Annotated in this window: 15 protein-coding genes; 9 read left to right on the top strand and 6 right to left on the bottom strand. The window is 69.7% G+C overall.

The window, feature by feature from the left end:
* Window positions 1–161: 161 nt before the first annotated feature.
* Window positions 162–1,376: an MFS transporter gene (locus ACFY1L_RS42395; RefSeq protein WP_388837462.1), complete on the top strand. Its 1,215-nt coding sequence runs from the start codon at window positions 162–164 to the stop codon at window positions 1,374–1,376.
* Window positions 1,377–1,412: 36 nt separating this feature from the next.
* On the opposite strand, the gene ACFY1L_RS42390 is transcribed toward ACFY1L_RS42395, so the two are convergent.
* Window positions 1,413–2,084, bottom strand: a complete 672-nt coding sequence (locus ACFY1L_RS42390; RefSeq protein ID WP_388837459.1) for a response regulator — start codon at window positions 2,082–2,084, stop codon at window positions 1,413–1,415.
* Window positions 2,053–3,351, bottom strand: a complete 1,299-nt coding sequence (locus tag ACFY1L_RS42385) for a sensor histidine kinase (RefSeq protein ID WP_388837456.1) — start codon at window positions 3,349–3,351, stop codon at window positions 2,053–2,055. Before ACFY1L_RS42385 ends, ACFY1L_RS42390 begins: the two co-directional genes overlap by 32 nt.
* A 217-nt stretch (window positions 3,352–3,568) precedes the next feature.
* On the opposite strand from ACFY1L_RS42385, the gene ACFY1L_RS42380 reads away from it, so the two are divergent.
* Both ACFY1L_RS42380 and ACFY1L_RS42375 read left to right on the top strand, forming a co-directional pair.
* Complete coding sequence (locus tag ACFY1L_RS42380; RefSeq protein ID WP_388837453.1) at window positions 3,569–4,309, top strand: ABC transporter ATP-binding protein; 741 nt, start codon at window positions 3,569–3,571, stop codon at window positions 4,307–4,309.
* Window positions 4,309–6,867 carry an FtsX-like permease family protein gene (locus ACFY1L_RS42375; RefSeq protein ID WP_388837450.1) on the top strand — a complete coding sequence of 853 codons (2,559 nt, stop codon included), beginning with the start codon at window positions 4,309–4,311 and terminating at the stop codon, window positions 6,865–6,867. Before ACFY1L_RS42380 ends, ACFY1L_RS42375 begins: the two co-directional genes overlap by 1 nt.
* Window positions 6,868–7,096: 229 nt before the next feature.
* Here ACFY1L_RS42375 and ACFY1L_RS42370 read toward each other — a convergent pair whose 3' ends face one another.
* Window positions 7,097–8,035, bottom strand: a complete 939-nt coding sequence (locus ACFY1L_RS42370) for an NADP-dependent oxidoreductase (RefSeq protein ID WP_388837447.1) — start codon at window positions 8,033–8,035, stop codon at window positions 7,097–7,099.
* Between the two features lie 88 nt (window positions 8,036–8,123).
* Here ACFY1L_RS42370 and ACFY1L_RS42365 point away from each other — a divergent pair, with 88 nt between their 5' ends.
* Window positions 8,124–8,597 carry a MarR family winged helix-turn-helix transcriptional regulator gene (locus ACFY1L_RS42365; protein ID WP_388837444.1) on the top strand — a complete coding sequence of 158 codons (474 nt, stop codon included), beginning with the start codon at window positions 8,124–8,126 and terminating at the stop codon, window positions 8,595–8,597.
* 662 nt (window positions 8,598–9,259) lie between these two features.
* On the opposite strand, the gene ACFY1L_RS42360 is transcribed toward ACFY1L_RS42365, so the two are convergent.
* From ACFY1L_RS42360 to ACFY1L_RS42350, 3 genes are all read right to left on the bottom strand, one after another.
* Window positions 9,260–10,084 carry a cutinase family protein gene (locus ACFY1L_RS42360; RefSeq protein ID WP_388837441.1) on the bottom strand — a complete coding sequence of 275 codons (825 nt, stop codon included), beginning with the start codon at window positions 10,082–10,084 and terminating at the stop codon, window positions 9,260–9,262.
* Window positions 10,085–10,206: 122 nt separating this feature from the next.
* Entirely contained in the window at window positions 10,207–10,632 is a 426-nt protein-coding gene (locus ACFY1L_RS42355; RefSeq protein WP_388837780.1) for a peptidoglycan-binding protein, read from the bottom strand.
* 448 nt (window positions 10,633–11,080) lie between these two features.
* Entirely contained in the window at window positions 11,081–11,530 is a 450-nt protein-coding gene (locus tag ACFY1L_RS42350; RefSeq protein WP_388837438.1) for a peptidase inhibitor family I36 protein, read from the bottom strand.
* Between the two features lie 143 nt (window positions 11,531–11,673).
* On the opposite strand from ACFY1L_RS42350, the gene ACFY1L_RS42345 reads away from it, so the two are divergent.
* From ACFY1L_RS42345 to ACFY1L_RS42325, 5 genes are all read left to right on the top strand, one after another.
* Window positions 11,674–12,657 carry an ArsR/SmtB family transcription factor gene (locus ACFY1L_RS42345; protein ID WP_388837435.1) on the top strand — a complete coding sequence of 328 codons (984 nt, stop codon included), beginning with the start codon at window positions 11,674–11,676 and terminating at the stop codon, window positions 12,655–12,657.
* Between the two features lie 64 nt (window positions 12,658–12,721).
* A complete protein-coding gene (locus ACFY1L_RS42340; protein WP_388837432.1) occupies window positions 12,722–13,105 on the top strand; it encodes a VOC family protein in 384 nt (127 codons plus the stop codon).
* Window positions 13,106–13,228: 123 nt separating this feature from the next.
* A complete protein-coding gene (locus tag ACFY1L_RS42335; RefSeq protein ID WP_388837429.1) occupies window positions 13,229–15,373 on the top strand; it encodes a molybdopterin-dependent oxidoreductase in 2,145 nt (714 codons plus the stop codon).
* A gap of 3 nt (window positions 15,374–15,376) precedes the next feature.
* Window positions 15,377–15,703, top strand: coding sequence for a ferredoxin (gene fdxA / locus ACFY1L_RS42330; RefSeq protein ID WP_388837426.1), 327 nt, complete (start codon window positions 15,377–15,379; stop codon window positions 15,701–15,703).
* A complete protein-coding gene (locus ACFY1L_RS42325; RefSeq protein WP_388837423.1) occupies window positions 15,693–16,679 on the top strand; it encodes an NAD(P)/FAD-dependent oxidoreductase in 987 nt (328 codons plus the stop codon). Before fdxA ends, ACFY1L_RS42325 begins: the two co-directional genes overlap by 11 nt.
* Window positions 16,680–16,684: the final 5 nt, after the last annotated feature.

The following is a 16,684-nucleotide window of genomic DNA, read 5'->3' as shown; positions in this document are numbered from 1 at the left end:
CGTCGGGCGGGAGGCAGAGGAGCGGGGGCGTGGTGGCGGGCGCATTCGGACGGGCGGGGCGGTCGTCAGGACCGTGGCCGCTGCCGGCAGACGTGTCGGCGGATGATGGGCGACACTGACGCCAACAATCGACGGTGTCACCGAGGGGGAGACGTACGGCCATGACCGCGCCGAAGCCCCAGGCTTCCCACCCGGCCCCGCCGACCCGTATGCGGCCCTGGCGGTTCGTGGTGTGGTTCGGCACGGTCAGTCTGCTTGCGGACTTCGTGTATGAGGGCGCCCGTTCGATCACCGGACCGCTGCTGGCCTCGCTGGGTGCGTCGGCGCTGGTGGTGGGTGTGGTGACGGGCGCGGGCGAGGCGGCGGCGCTCGGACTGCGGCTGGTCTCGGGCCCGTTGGCGGACCGTACCCGCCGCTTCTGGGGGCTGGCGATCGCCGGGTACGCGCTGACGGTGATCTCCGTGCCCCTGCTGGGCACGGTCGGTGTGCTCTGGGCGGCCTGCGCGCTGGTGATCGCCGAACGGGTCGGCAAGGCGGTGCGCTCACCCGCCAAGGACACCCTGCTGTCGCACGCCACCGCCGCGACCGGCCGCGGGCGCGGTTTCGCCGTGCACGAGGCGATGGACCAGGTCGGCGCACTGATCGGGCCGCTCGTCGTGGCCGGCATGCTCGCGCTCACCGGCGGCGACTACGGGCCGGCACTCGGGGTGCTGGCCGTCCCGGGTGTCGCGGTGCTGGGTCTGCTGGTGTGGCTGCGGGCGCGGGTGCCCGACCCGGAGGCCTATGAGCGGGAGACGACCCCTTCTGCGAACGCACCCGCGCCGGAGGGCCGGCTGCCGCGCGCGTTTTGGACGTATGCCGCGTTCACCGCGGCCACCACGGCCGGCTTCACCACCTTCGGTGTGCTCTCCTACCACCTCGTCGAACGTCACCTGATGACAGCGGCCTGGGTGCCGGTGCTGTACGCCGCCGCCATGGCCGTCGACGCCCTCGCCGCGCTGGCGACGGGCTGGCTGTACGACCGTGTCGGGCCGCGGGTGTTGGTCGCCCTGCCGGTGCTGACCGCTGCCGTCCCGATGCTGGCGTTCACGAACACGGTGCCGGTGGCCGTGATCGGCTCCCTGGTGTGGGGCGCCGCCATGGGCATCCAGGAGTCGACACTGCGGGCGACGGTCGCCGACCTGGTGCCACCGGGCCGGCGAGCGACGGCGTACGGCGTCTTCGCGGGGGTGGTCGGCGGCGCGAGCCTGGTGGGCGGGGCGCTGACCGGCGCCCTGTACGGGGTGTCGATCCCGGCCCTGATCGCGGTGGTTGTGGCCATCCAGGTGCCGGCCCTTGTCCTGCTGGCATTCAGTGAGACGGCACGCTCGCGTTAGCGCGGGGACTGAACCGCGTACCACCGATCCGCCGGGTCATCGACCTCCGCGCGGGACGACCAGCCCGCTGTCGTACGCCAGGATGACGGCCTGGACCCGATCACGGAGGCCGTACTTCTCCAGGATGTGGGCGATGTGTGTCTTGACCGTGGTCTCGCCCACCCCGAGCTCGAGGGCGATCTCCGCGTTCGACAGGCCGCGGGTGAGCGCGCGCAGTACGTCGAGTTCGCGGCCGGTGAGAGCGTCGAGCCGGGCCGGCACGGGTGCGTCCGCGGGCGCGCCCAGGTGTGCGAACCGGTCGAGGAGCCGGTGGGTGACGCGCGGTGAGAGCACGGCGTCGCCGTCGGCGACGGTGCGGATGGCGCCGACCAGGGAGTCGGCGGGGCCGTCCTTGACGAGGAAGCCGCTGGCTCCGGCGCGCAGGGCGTCGACCACGTGGGCGTCGAGGTCGAAGGTCGTCAGGATGACGATCCTGCTGGGCGAGCCCGACCGCACGATGCGGCGTGTGGCCTCGACGCCGTCCATGCCCGGCATGCGGATGTCCATCAGGACGACGTCGGGGGACAGGGCCTCGGTGCGCTCGACGGCCTCGTCGCCGTCCGCCGCCTCGCCCACGACGGTGATGTCCGGCTCTGCTTCGAGGATGAGCCGGAATCCCGTCCGGATCATGGGCTGGTCATCGACCAGCAGGACGCGGATGACCTGCATACGGGGTGTGCCCTTCGTGCCGGGTTTCGGAGGTGGGGAGCGGGATGACGGCGTGCACGCAGTAGCCGCCGCCGGGCCGGGTGCCGGTGTGCAGGGAGCCGCCGACCGCGCCGACCCGCTCGCGCATGCCGACCAGGCCGTGCCCGGTGCCGTGCGCCGCGACCGGCGGCCGCACCGGCTCGCCCTCGGCCGCCGGTCCGTCGTCGCACAGCCGTACGGTGAGCCGCTCGCGCTCCGGTTCCCAGGCGAGGCTCAGCGCGGTCCGGGTGTGGCCGGCGTGCTTGAGGGTGTTGGTGAGGGCTTCCTGTACGACCCGGTACACGGTCAGGTGTGACCCGGCGGGCAGTTCGGCGGGCGTACCGCTGGTGCTGAAGTCGACCCGGAGCCCGGCCGCGCGCACGGAGTCCACGAGTGCGGGCAGGGCCTCGATGGTGGGCTGCGGCGGTTGCTTGCTGGGGTCGTCCTCCGCTTCCTCGTCGGTGCGCAGTACGTCGAGCAGGCGGCGCAGTTCGGTGACGGTGGCCCGTCCGGTCTCCTCGATGGCGCCGTGCAGTTCGTGGGCCTTGTGCGCGTCGCGGTCCTGGACCCGGTCGGCGGCGATGGTCTGCACGACCATCAGGCTGACGTTGTGCGCGACGATGTCGTGCAGTTCGCGGGCGATCCGGGCCCGCTCCTCCATGACCGCCGCCCGCGCGTCGGCGGCCTGCTCCCGCTCCAGGGCCGCGGCCCGCTCCAGCGCCTGGTCCCGGATGGCCGCGCGCGCCCGGGTCAGCCGGCCCAGCGCCCACGCGGCGACCAGCAGCACCGCCTCGGTCAGCAGCGCGGCGATCCGGTGCCCGGCCGGGGCGAGCACCGCCTCGGTCACGGCCGCCGCCGGGATGAGCACCGACCCGACCAGCGCCGCGGTCCTCGGCGTACTGCGGGTGGCGGTCAGGAAGAGGGCCGTGGCCACGGCCAGGTAGGTCGGCCCGATGGACGTGCCGTCGGGCCCGGACAGCGCGGGAAAGTAGTGCAGCCCCTGGAGCGCGCCCGCGGCCGCCGACACCACCAGCAGGGCGGGCAGCGGGAACAGCCGGTGCAGAGCCAGCGGAAGCGTGGTCAGCAGGACGAGTACGACCCACAGAGCGTCCGGCGTGCGCAGTTCGGGACCGTCGGGCGGCATCGCCAGGGGCAGCGCCAGGCACCCGGCGGTGAGCACCAGGGCGAGGGCCGTGTCGGTGACGGCCCGGGGCACGTGGCGTCCCGCCAGCGACTCGATCCGGTCCATGCCGTCACGTTAGCCGGATCGCCAACCCTCGTGATCTCACCTGGGGTTGAAACGGCCCGTCCGCTCTCCTCCGTGAAGCCTCCTCCGGAAGGAGGAGACGCCGGACCACCTCGCCCGACCGGCCGAGACGCCGGTTCGACTGCGTGGCCGAGGCCAAGTCCCCGTTTCGCCGGTGCACTTGAGGCATCACTCACGGACGGTCGCACGAGGAGTCACGGTGCTCGCAAGCCGGTACGCGGTCCAACTCACGGACCTGACGAAGCAGTACGGGGAGGGGCCGGATGCCGTCCTCGCCCTCGACAAGGTCAGCGCGGGCATCGAGTCCGGCACCTTCACGGCGGTGATGGGACCCTCGGGCTCCGGCAAGAGCACCTTCCTGCACTGCGCGGCCGGCCTGGACCGGCCCACGGCGGGCGAGGTGCGCCTCGGGGACCAGGACCTCTCGAAACTCAGGGAACAGCGGCTGACGGAACTGCGGCGCACGCGGATCGGTTTCGTCTTCCAGGCCTTCAATCTCCTCCCGTCCCTGACCGTCGAGCAGAACATCCTGCTGCCGCTGCGACTGGCCGGACGGCAGCCCGAGGAGACCTGGCTGCGCCACATCGTCACCGCCGTCGACCTCGGCCGGCGGCTGACCCGCTACCCCGCACAGCTCTCCGGCGGCCAGCAGCAGCGCGTGGCGATCGCCCGCGCCCTGGTCACCCGGCCCGAGGTGATCTTCGCCGACGAGCCCACCGGCGCTCTCGACCCGGAGACCGCCCGGGACATCCTGGTCCTGCTGCGCCAGGCCGTGACCGATCTGCACCAGACGGTGGTGATGGTCACCCATGACCCGGTGGCCGCCGCCCACACCGACCAGGTGCTCTTCCTCAGCGGCGGACGCATGGTCGACGGCATGGTCGGCCCGAGCGCGGACCGGGTCGCCGAGGTCATGTCCGGCCTGCGGAGGGCGGTGTGATGCTCACCCTCGCCCTGCAGACCCTCAAGGCCCGCAAAGGCGGCTTCGCCGGCACCTTCGTCGCCCTGCTGCTGGGCGCCGCCGTGCTCTGCGCCTCCGGCATCCTCCTGGAGTCGGGCATCCGGGCGGGCTCCTCGGCCGAGCGGTACGCGGCGGCCGACGCGATCGTCACCGGCCGACAGGACGTCACACTGACCCTGAAGGACCTGGACGGCTCCACTCTGAAGGAAACCCAGCCGCTGCCCGAACGCGCACCTCTCAACTCATCGACGGCCGACCGGATCCGGCAGATCGACGGCGTCCGCACGGTCATCGAGGACGACGGCGCGACGGTACGCCTGGCAACGGCCGAGGGACAGCCCGTACCCGGCCGCCACGGCACCGCACCCGAGGCCCACAACTGGTCGGGCCTCGGACTCGGCGACTTCCGGCTGACCACGGGCCATGCGCCGCACACGGCCGGGGAGGTGGTCCTGGACTCCGAACTCGCCGGACGCGCGGGAGCTCGCCCCGGCGACGAACTCCGGCTGATGACCACCTCCGCGCCCCGCACCTACACCGTCGCCGGCCTCGTCGCCCTGAAGGACGGCCGGGCACCCCGCCACTCCGTGCTGTTCCTGTCCGACGCGGGCCTGCGCCAACTTGCCCCCACCGCCTACGCGTTCGGCGTCCTGGCCACCCCGGACACCTCACCCGGACGGCTCGCCGACGCCATCCGCTCCGCGCTCGACGACGACCGTCTCGCCGTACAGACGGGAGAGGGGCGCGGCCGGGCGGAGTTCCTCGACGTCGTCGTCAGCGGATCCAACCTCGTGGTGCTGGCGGCCGCCGTCGGCGGCAACGTCCTGCTCATCGCCGTCTTCGTCCTCTACGCCACCACCTCGCTGTCCGTCCGGCACCGCCGCCGGGAGATCGCCCTGCTGCGTGCGATCGGCACCACGCCGGGCCAGGTGCGGCGCATGCTGGCGGCGGAGGCAGCGGCCACGGGACTCGTGGCCGGACTGCTGGGCTGCCCGCTCGGACTGGTCCTGGTGTACTGGCTGCGCGGCCGGTTCGCCGGGCACGGCATCGTGCCGCCCGACTTCCAACTCGCCCTCAGTCCGCTGCCGTTCCTTGGTGCGGTCCTGGCGACCGTGCTGACCGCGCTCGCCGCCGTCCTGACCGCGGCCCTGCGCGCGACCCGGATCCGGCCGACGGAGGCCCTCGGCGAGGCGGCCGTGGAGCCTTCCGGACTGAGCCGCGGACGCAGGATCACCGGTGGTGTGCTGCTGGCGCTAGCGGCCGGAGTCTTCGTCACCGGCCTCGCCCAGCACGCCGACTTCTTCACCTTGGTCGGCCTCGCCAACTCCCTTGTCCTCCTCCTGGTGATCACCACCGCGGTCCTCGGCCCGATGCTCGCCCGGGCGGCCGTACGCCTGCTCGCCCCGCTGCTCGACCGCACCGGCGTCACCGGCTACCTCGCCGCGGCCAACACCCGTGCAAACGTGGGCCGTTTGGCCGGGGCGATCACCCCGCTCGTGCTCGCCGTGTCCTTCGCGTCGACCGTCGTCTTCACCCAGACCACCGCCCTGCGGGAGTCCTCCGCCCAGGTGCGCTCGGGCCTCGTCGCCGACCATGTGCTCACCGCACCGAACGGCGTGTCCCCCGATCTGGCCGCGAAAGTGGGGGAGTTGAAGCAGGTCGAGTCGGCCACCGGACTGGTGAAGTCCAAGGTCGTCGCCGCGGGCGAGATGATGGGCGCCCAGGAGGCCGTCTCGCTCGGCGCCCAGGGAGTGGACCCCGACGCACTCGGCGCCACCCTCGATCTGCACACCGACAAGGGCGACTTGAAGGAGCTGTCACCCGGCACCGTGGCCCTCAGCACCACCGCGGCCTCCTGGCTCGGCCTCGGCGTCGGCGACACCGCACGGCTCCACCTCGGCGACGGCACCCCGTTCCGCGGCAAGGTGATCGCCGTCTACAGCCGCGGCTTCGCCGACGTCACTATGGACCACGATCTCCTGCTCGCCCACACCACCCAGAAGGCCGACGCGTCGGTCCTCGTCCGCGCCGCCCCCTCGGCGCACGGCCTTGCCCGGGCCCTGTCCCAGGTCGCCGCCGCCTACCCGGGCACGGTGGTCCGCGACGGCCTGGCCGTCGACGACCAGCTGGCGGAACAACGCGCGAACGCCTGGGTCAACTACCTCGTCGTCGGCGTGATCATCGCCTACACCGCGATCACCGTCGTCAACTCCCTCGCGATGACCACCGCGGCCCGCCGCCGGGAGTTCGCGCTGCTACGACTGTCCGGCACCGCGCGGGGCCAGGTCACCGCCATGATGCGCAGGGAGAGCGCCGTCGTCGTACTGGCCGGGGTGGGGCTGGGCACGCTGCTGGCCGTGTTCCCGCTGATCCTCGTCGCCCTGGCGCTGGGCGGGGCACCGTGGCCCGCCGTGCCCGCTCTCGGCTATCTGGCGATCGCGGGCGCCCTGGCGGCCCTGGCCACCGCGGGCACGATGGTGCCGGCACGGCTGCTGCTGCGGATCCGTCCGGTCGAGGCGATCGGGGTCAGGGAGTGAAGCCAGCGGTGTCCGGGCGGCGTCGGCTATTCGCTGTCATGGCGTCTGTGGAGTTCCTCGATCGCCGCTTGGTACGGCGGACGCTCGTATTCCAGGATCTCCGGCAGCTCGTCGAAGGTCACCGCGCCACGGGGTATCGCCTTCGTGCGGGACGACACCGCCGGCGGCGCGGCCTACCAGGTCTACCGGGCCCGGGTGGGGGCGTATCGCTTCAACGCCGGGTGATACGTCAGGGCAGCAGGACGATCTTGCCGTGGGTGTGCCGCTGCTCCAGTTCCGCGAAGGCGTCGGCGACGCGGTCGAGCGGGTAGGTGGCAGCGATCGGGATCTCGACGGCACCCGAGGCGACCAAGTCGACCAGCTCCACCAGGATCTCGCGGGCGGTCGCGCTGTGGCGGCCGTCGGTCCTGGCGCCGATCTCCGCGGCGCGTTCCATGGCGACGGTCGTCTGGATGCGGTCCGGCTTGATGCCGAGCGCGACCGCGAGGTCGAGGTACTCGGGTCCGTAGAGGTCGATGAACGCGTCGATTCCGCCTGCTCCCGCCGCCTGTTCGAGCCGTTCGCGCAGGCCGTCTCCGTACGGCACCGGGATGACGCCGTGCTTCTCCAGCCACTCGGCGTTGTCCGTTGAGGCGATGCCGAGCACGCGTACGCCCCGGTGGGTGAGCAGCTGCACGAGGAAGGAGCCGACCCCGCCCGCGGCGGCGGACACCGCGACCGTCTCCCCGGGCCGGGCGGCGACGGCGCGGGCGGCCGCGTAGGCCGTGGCGCCGACCATGTGCAGGGAGCCCGCCGCCTCCCAGCTCACCCGGGGCGGCTTGGCCACCAGCCGCTCCGCCATGACGGCAAGGTGCGTCGCGTGCGCGCCCGCTGCCGGTGTCCAGCCCAACACCTCGTCCCCGACACCGAGTTGGCCGACCTCGGCACCGACGGCCACGACGACTCCGGCGAGGTCGCTGCCCTGGCCGGAGGGGAAGTCCACGGGGAACAGATGCCGGATCACCCCGGAGCGGATCGTCGCGTCGAAGGGGTTGATGCCGGCGGCACGGACCTCGACGACGACTTCTCCCGGCCCCGGCCCCGGCTCGGGCGTCGGGACATCTGCGACGTACAGCACGCCACGGTCGCCGTACTGGTCGAAACGGACTGCCTGCGTTGTTCGGGTCATGTCTGCTCCGCAAATGTGATTCAAATTTGAAACGCATCACTGACGGTAGACTGCGAGTTCCAATTTGAACAACCGAGAAGGTGGTGGCGTGGGTCACACGCGATGGCTGAACGATGAGGAGAAGCGCGCCTGGACGGCCTTCACCACCGCGCACGCGCTGCTGTTCCGGCAACTGGAGCAGCGACTCAAGCGCGATGTCGGCCTGTCCGGTCTGCAGTACGAGATCCTCGCCCGGCTGAGCGGCGCCCCGAGCCGGGAGATGCGGATGGCCGAGCTGGCCGGCGCCCTGGTCAACTCCAAGAGCGGGCTGACCTATCAGATCGGGCAGCTGGAGAAGTCCGGCCTGGTGCGCCGCCGTTCCTGCCCGAGCGACGAGCGCGCGGTCTACGCCGTACTCACCGACGAAGGCATGGCCCTGCTCGAACAGGCGGCGCCCGGCCATGTGGAGACGGTGCGCGAACTGCTCTTCGACGCGCTCACGCCCGACCAGGTGCGGGCCCTCGCCGACGGCCTTGGCGAGGCGAGCCGCCGTATGGCCGAAGGGGCTGTCGAAGCCCGATGATCTTCGATGACCGGGGAGGTCGCCGTGCACGGAGCGGTGTGAGGGGTCTCAGGCCACTGCCGGACGGAGCAAGCCCCACAGCCCAAGAGCCGACTCACGGGGCCCAGCCGTCGGCCCCCGGGGCACTTGGTGTCAGAGAGTGTGTCACTCCCGTTGAGGCCAACGAGGGCCTTGTACCGGTCAAGGGCAGCACGGTTGTTCATGAACTTGCCGAGGCTGAGCGGGTTCATCGGCCGACGCGGTCCGCGATATGACATTGACTGCTCAGTCTGTGCGGTGACTGCTGGAGGCCACCGCTGCTGCGGCTCCCGCAGGCCCTGCCGTATTCGAGCGACTACGGCAACTGCTGTGCTCCGTTGCTCAGTTCGATCCGGCCTCGCGGACGTGGTGGAGGTAGGTCGGCGTGCTTGATGTCCGGGCGCTCGGTGTTTTGCGGCGTTTTGTATGAGGTCTCGGAGCGTTTTGGAACCGAGGCGGGTGTTCGGGCGATCGCCGATGTTGCCGCGCTGCTGCGGGAGGAGGTCGACTCCTGGATCGCGGGCGCCCATGCGCTGCACCGGGCCACGTCGAGGCACGACCCGGGCCTTTGTGATGAGCGAACTGCTGAGCCGCTTTCAGGCGCATCCATGCGTCCTGCTCCTGCTCCCGCGATGCTTGTATTCTCAGCTCACGCTGACAAGGAAATCGGCGATGCGTTTGGTTCCACCTGTCTGCACATAGCGAAGATGGGGGCACCATATTGTGTTGATGGATCCTTTGGAGGCCAGTTCACAGTTCTTTAGGTCTGATTCTTCCCCTCTGGTGAAGTCGGTAACGGAGAATCGGCAGACTGGGTCGTTCACGGCGCTCCCCGCCCCTTGTAGATCGTATGAAAGACACAAACTTTCATGTCTGATTCCATCCGGGAAGTAGGGCTTGATTGAATAGTTTGGAAGCAGTTGCGGGATGAGGCCGGAATTGACGAACTGAGGATCGCCGAGTACCCCAACTCCCGCGATCTTGTCCAGTACATCCTTGGGTGCATCCTTCAGGTATTGATGAATTACCCATGCGCCCTGTGAGAATCCGACGAGAACATACATTTCGGTGCCGTGGCACGCGCTTATCCTGCTGGTGAGTTGCTTCCTTAGTGCAGCAGCTCCGGCAACTACCTCCGGCCGTTCCCTTTTGAGCCTCTCTTTCATGTATTCCAAGGGCCCAAATTTGGGAAACTCCGTCCTTGGGTATGTGATGGCTTCGCCGTCGACTGACACATCAGGGTCAGCTTCGTTCATGCTTTTTAGGTATTGTTCGTAGGTGCTTTGGACTGTACTTCCCCAGTCGTTCGAGCCCCCTTCGCCCAGGCCGTGCCCGCCAAAGAAAAAGAGATCTCGGCATTGTTCGGGTACTTGCTGTCCGGTGCTGGCGCTAGCGGTAGCCTGAGGCGTTGCCGTGCCGCAGAAGAGAACCGCTACTCCGAAGCCAGTGGCCAGCTTCCTGAGGATCATGAATCCACCTTGGGCAGGAGTGATCAACTCGCCTTTGATGGCTGCAGAACCGTGGCCCCGATCAGGCCAGCCCTGGCTTCAGGAATCTGTCGGGTTTCAGGACCACATGGCCCTGACGTAAATCAACAGAAAGGTGCGTCTGGAGCGTTGGCCCAGAAGGATAGGAAGGACCAAGTCTGGGCTCCGATGAGCCCGTCGACGACGATATCGGCACATTGCTGGAAGTCCTCTGTTGCGGACTCCGTGAGCTGGCCAAAGTCTCCGTCCTCGTCCAGGCCGGCACCGATGGCCTGATTTAGGTAGCACTGGGCTTGCTGGACGGCCCGCCCGGAGGACCCCTGGTGAAGCTTTGGGCGACTCTTGGTGTAGTTGCATATGTCGTCCGGCCCCTGGGCCACGAGGGTTGTTGGATGCTTCAACTTGTGTGCCGTCTGGGCGCTGACCACGACGGCGGTTGCAGAAGTGCCGTGGGATGCCGCGACAGCCGGCGCTCCTGCAAAGGCAATTGGAAGGGCCAGGGCCGCTGCGGTGGTGAAAGCACGTCGCATCCTCATCACCTCCAAGGAGGGTGCCCTCTCCTCATCATGCGCTTCGCTCACCCCGGTTGCATCTCGAGGACGACTGCCTGAGGATGCCGAACGATCCCTGAAAAGTACCCGTGCCGCCACTGAGTGACGGCGCGGTGGTGGGATGTGAGTCTCTCGGCGTGCAGGATGCCGCAGGCTGGTGGGCTGTTTGCCGAACCTTTATAAGGGCACGTCAGAAAGCGGTGCGCTGGCATCCCGACCGACTCCGGCTACGCCCAACTGCAAGCCACTACCGGACCAGTAACCAGATCAACCTCCAGAACCAGCTCGGGTACGCCGAACAGGGCACCCTGAGCAACTCGAGTTCAGTCGGCGCACAGTGAGAGTTCCTGTCCACCCGCCGGCGAACACGCATCGGCGGGTCCCGGCACTCCGGGGCCCGCCGACCCTTCATCCGGTCATCCGCGGATCAGCTGCAGGAAGCCCGCCAGCGGTGGGAACGGAGCTTGACGTCGAGGTTCGCCCAGGTGCCACCGTGCTGCTCGATGCAGTAGCCGGGATAGCCGTAGTTGGCACCTTCGTAGAGGATGACGTAGTTGTACGAGGACGACGTGCCGCTGTTCTTGGCCGACCCGACGACCTGGTTGTCGGCCCACGAACACTGGACGGAACCGCTGTACCAGTCGCTGTCGGCGTTGCTCCACGTGCACCGGCTGCCCGTGCCGTTGTCGCCGGTCCAGATGCACAGATTGCCGCTCGGGCAGTCCCACGCCGCCTGCGCCGAGGCACTCGCGGCGTTCGGTGCGATCAGACCCAGGGCGGCCGTGGCGAAGGTGAGCGACGCCGCGACGAGGGCCCTGCGGCCCCGGCGGGGTGTGCGGCTGGACTTCCGGTCGTGCTCCTGCTCGTACGAGGACATCCCGTGCCCTTTCTCGTGGAGGGTGTGCCAACTGGCTCACGGCTGGCGGGAATTCATGTTTCCGGCCCGGCAACGGCACTGTCATGCTCATGCGAGTGCACTGACACTTCGCAGGTCGACAACGGTGGACCACGGAGAAACGGATGCTCCGCTTTCATTTCACGTCCGAGGACCTCACCAAGGTCACAGTGGCGACCGAGCCGCATGCGCTCTGGGAGATCGCGGTCAGTCTGCACCGGCTCCAGACCCGCGAAGGCCGCTGGGCCTACGCGCCCTGGTTCCGTACCGCGCGTGACTCGTTGCGCGAGGCCGGGCTCGAACGGACGGTGAAGACCTTCCTGTTGCCGCTCTTCCCGCGCGCCAGCTACTTCCCCGACTTCCTGACGCCACCGGAGGGCACCCAAGGACTGGACGCCGGGCTGGAGGCCGTTGTGGCGACACCGTACGAGCGGGTCGTGCGGGAGGTCGACACGCTCACCCGGGCCGTCGGCGCCCCGGCCTGGGCACACCGGCTCACCGAGCGGGACATGCGCGAACAACTCGTGGGCGCCCTGCGCGCCTACTACGGTGCCGTGATCGCCCCTCACGAGGAGAGCATCCAGGAGCGTCTGCACGCCGAGCGGGCCCGGCACGCCCACACCCTGTTCCACGCCGGGACGGATGGCATGCTCACCGGACTGGGCCCCACGATCCGCTGGCGGCCACCGGTCCTGGAGATCGATCCGTATCCGGACCACCGCGACGTCCACCTGGACGGGCGGGGGCTGCTCCTGATCCCCTCGCACTTCTGCTGGCACGCGCCCATCGCCCTGGCCGACCCCGGGCTCCCGCCCGTGCTTCTCTACTCCCTCCACCACCTGCCGGCGACAGCCCCGCACGCCGACTCCCCACCGCTGAGCGTGCTGCTCGGCCCCACCCGCGCCGCCATCCTGCGAGCCAGCGCGACCGGCTCCACCACCACCGAGGCCGCCCGCCGGGCCGGCGTGACACCTACGACGGCAAGCCATCACACCGCCGTACTGCGCGACGCCGGCCTGATCACCAGCCACCGCCACGCCAACACGGTCCTGCACACCCTGACCCCACTCGGAGCCGCCCTGCTGCGAACGGAGCCGGGTGGCCGCTGAGCCCCGTGCAGTGGCGGCGCAATTCGGTGGCAGACCCAGCGGTGCCTGGGGCAGGCTCACATGCATGGTCTCAGTGGTGCAGAACGTGGCGATCGACTGTGCGGATGCCTATGAACTGGCCCGATTCTGGAGCGAGGTGCTCGATTGTCCACTGCATCCGGAGGACAAGCCGGGTGCCCCGGAGACCGAGGTGATGCTGCCGGAGGGGCCGCTGCTGCACTTCAACCAGGTGCCGGAACCGAAGACGGTCAAGAACAGGATCCACCTGTGCCTGCGCCCGGAGACCTCGCGCGAGGAGGAGGTCGAGAGGCTCCTCGGCCTCGGTGCCACGCTGGTCACCGATCGCCGCCAAAGCGACGGCGCGGGCTGGGCCGTCCTCGCGGACCCTGAGGGCAACGAATTCTGTGTTCTCCGCAGCGCGGCCGAGCGGGCTGCGATGTCGTCCTGAGGCCCTGGTCGCCGTAGTGCCCCTGCTTCTGTCACCCTCCGTCAAGAGCCTGTCGCCTGCTGCCTAACCGCCGGCAGTGCCGTCCCCGACGATCGAGCCAGACACGATCCGAGGGGAAGGCAGATGAGCGCAACAGCGGCGACCGGTACGACCCAGGTGCGGGGTGCGTGTCCGCACGACTGCCCCGACACCTGTGCGATGAGGATCACCGTCACCGACGGCAGGGCCGTGAACCTGACCGGTGACCGCGAACACCCGTACACCCGCGGGGGTTTGTGCGTGAAGGTCGACAACTACCTGGACCGGGTGTACAGCCCGGACCGCGTGCTGTACCCGATGCGGCGCACGGGCCCGAAGGGCAGCGGCCGCTTCGAGCGGATCAGCTGGGACCAGGCCCTCGACGAGATCGCGGCCCGGTTCCGGGGGATCGCGGCCGAGTTCGGGCCCGAGGCGATCATGCCGTGCAGCTACCTCGGCACGCAGGGGATCCTCAACGGCCTCAACGTCGGCGACCCCTTCTTCGCCAAGCTGGGCGCCACCATCGCGGAGCGCACGTACTGCGACTCCGGTTCGTGCACGGCGTACACCATGACGATCGGCGACTGCGCGGGCGTGGACCCGGAGAGCCTGGTCCACTCGAAGTTCATCCTCATCTGGGCCTGCAACGTGATGAGCACGAACCTGCATCTGTGGCCGTTCATCGCCGAGGCCCGCAAACGCGGCGCGACCGTCGTCGTGGTGGACCCGGTCAAGACCCGCACCGCCAGAGCGGCCGACTGGCACATCCCGATCCGGCCCGGCACCGACGGCGCCCTCGCGCTGGCGATGATGAACGTGATCATCGGGGAGGGGCTGACCGACGGCGAGTACGTCGCCGACTACACCGTCGGATACGAGGAGTTGGCCGAGCGGGTACGGCAGTACACGCCCGAGTGGGCCGCGGAGGAGACCGGCGTTCCGGCCGACGACATCCGCCGGCTGGCCCGCGAGTACGCCGCCGCGCAGCCGTCCGTCATCCGGATCGGCGTGGCGGTCGAGCGGCATGCGGGCGGCGGCCAGACCGTGCGGGCGCTGGCCTGTCTGCCCGCGCTGGTCGGTGCCTGGCGCAAGCCCGGCGGCGGGATCCTGCAGCTGCCGCTGTGGGCGTTCCCCGTCAACTGGGGCGCGATGATGCACCCGGAGATGCTCGAACCCGGCAAGCGGGTCGTCAACCAATACCTGCTCGGGCAGGCACTGACCGGCGGCCTCGACCTGGACCCGCCCATCAAGGCGCTGATGGTCTACAACTCCAACCCGGTGGTCGTGTGCCCGGACCAGGACAGGCTGATCGAAGGCCTGCGGCGCGAGGACCTGTTCACCGTGGTCAGCGAGCAGTTCATGACCGACACCGCCCAGTTCGCCGACATCGTGCTGCCCGCCACCACCCAGCTGGAACAGGACGACATCATGTTCTCCTGGGGGCACCTCTACGTCACCTACAACCACCGCGCAATCGAACCGCTCGGCGAGGCGGTGCCCAACACCGAGCTGTTCCGGCGGCTGGCGGCCCGCATGGGCTTCACCGAGCCGGTGTTCCGCCGCACCGACGAGGAGATGATCGCCGAGGCGTTCGACTGGTCGGCGCCCGCCATGCAGGGCGTCACCCTCGCCTCGCTGAAGGAGAAGGGCTGGCAGCGGCTGAGCGTGCCGCCCGCGGACCAGTACGCCCCGTACGCGTCAGGCAACTTCCCCACACCGTCGGGCAAGGTGGAGCTCAAGTCCTCCATCGCGGAGACCGTCGGCAACTTCGTGGTCCCGCTGTTCCGGCAGGGCTCCAATGACCACCAACCCGGCACACCGGTCGACCCGTTGCCGCACTACATCGCGCCGCGCGAGTCGGCCCGCGCGAACCCCGCCCTGGCCGCACGACACCCGCTCAGCCTGATCACCCCGAAGCCGCACGCCTACCTCAACTCCAGCAGCGCCAACCTGCCGTTCCACCAACGCGTACAGGGCGAGCCCACCGTCCTCATCCACCCCGACGACGCCGCCGAACGCTCCATCGCCAACGGCGACGACGTACGGATCTTCAACGACCGCGGCTCCTTCGTGGTGAAGGCGAAGGTGGACAGGTCCGTCCTGGCGGGCGTGGCCGTGTCGGCGTACGGCGGCTGGCGCATGCACACCAAGTCGCTGTCCACGATGGCCTCTTTGAACCCGACCGTCTTCGCCGACCTGGGCAACGCGCCCACGTTCTCCGACACCCTCGTCCAGATCGAAAGGGCCTGACCCATGGCGTACGTCATCACCGACGCCTGCGCCGACATCCTCGACCAGGCCTGCGTCGAGGAGTGTCCGGTGGACTGCATCTACCAGGGGGACCGGATGATGTACATCCACCCCGACGAATGCGTCGACTGCGGTAAGTGCATGACCGCCTGCCCCAGCGAGGCGATCCACTGGGAACACCGCATCCCTGTGGAACTGGCCCAATTCACCACGGCCGCCGTCGAGTTCTTCGAGGAGCACGAGGACGCGGCCGGCGGTGCGGCGGCGCGCGGACCGATCGGCGTCGACCACGCCCTGCTGCGGAACAGGCGTGGCGGCGATGGGAGTTGAGTACGGCTGTGACAGTGACCTGCTGATCGTCGGCGCCGGACCGGTCGGCCTCTACGCGGCCTACTACGCCGGGTTCCGCGGCCTGTCCGTCACGGTGGTGGACGCGCTCGAACAACCCGGCGGGCAGATGGCGGCGCTGTACCCCGAGAAGCAGGTCTACGACGTCGCCGGATTCCCCGCGGTGAGGGCGCAGGATCTCGTCGATGCCCTGGTCGAGCAGGCGTCGCAGGCGAAGCCCCGCTACCTGCTCGGCCACATCGCGCAGACCATCGAGGACACCGCGGACGGCGTCGCCGTCATCACCCATCGCGGCACCCTGGTGACGGCGAAGGCCGTTCTGGTCACCGGCGGAATCGGCAGCTTCACGCCCCGCCCGCTGCCCGCGGACTCCGAGTACGAGAACCGCGGCCTGCGCTACTTCGTGCCGAAGCCGGCCGAACTCACCGGCGCCGACGTGGTGGTCGTCGGCGGCGGGGACTCCGCGGTGGACTGGGCGCTGGCGCTCGAACCGCTCGCCCGCTCGGTCGCGCTGGTCCACCGCCGGCCGCAGTTCCGGGCCCACGAGCACAGCGTACGGATGCTGCGCACATCATCGGTGCGGCTGTACACCCCGCACGAGATACGGCACATCGATGGCGAACTCCGCGTCGAGCACGTCGAGTTGAGCAACCTCGACACCGGCGCGAGCGAGCGGCTGCGGGCGGACGCGGTGGTGGCCGCGCTCGGCTTCGTCGCCAACCTCGGCCCGCTCACCAGGTGGGGGCTCGAGATGCGGGGCCGGCACATCGCGGTCGACCGGACCATGCGCACCAGCCGCCCGCGGGTGTACGCCGCGGGCGACATCGCCGACTACGAGGGCAAGGTCGCGCTGATCTCGGTCGGTCTGGGCGAGGCCGCACTCGCGGTCAACCACCTCGCCCCCGTGGTCGATCCGACGCTGGCCACCGTGCCGGGTCACTCCAGCGACGGCCTGTGACGGTG

It is taken from the genome of Streptomyces sp. NPDC001663, assembly GCF_042893105.1.
Lineage (GTDB): Bacteria > Actinomycetota > Actinomycetes > Streptomycetales > Streptomycetaceae > Streptomyces.
Note: the sequence above shows the minus strand (reverse complement) of the source record. Positions and strands in the feature narration are given on the sequence as shown.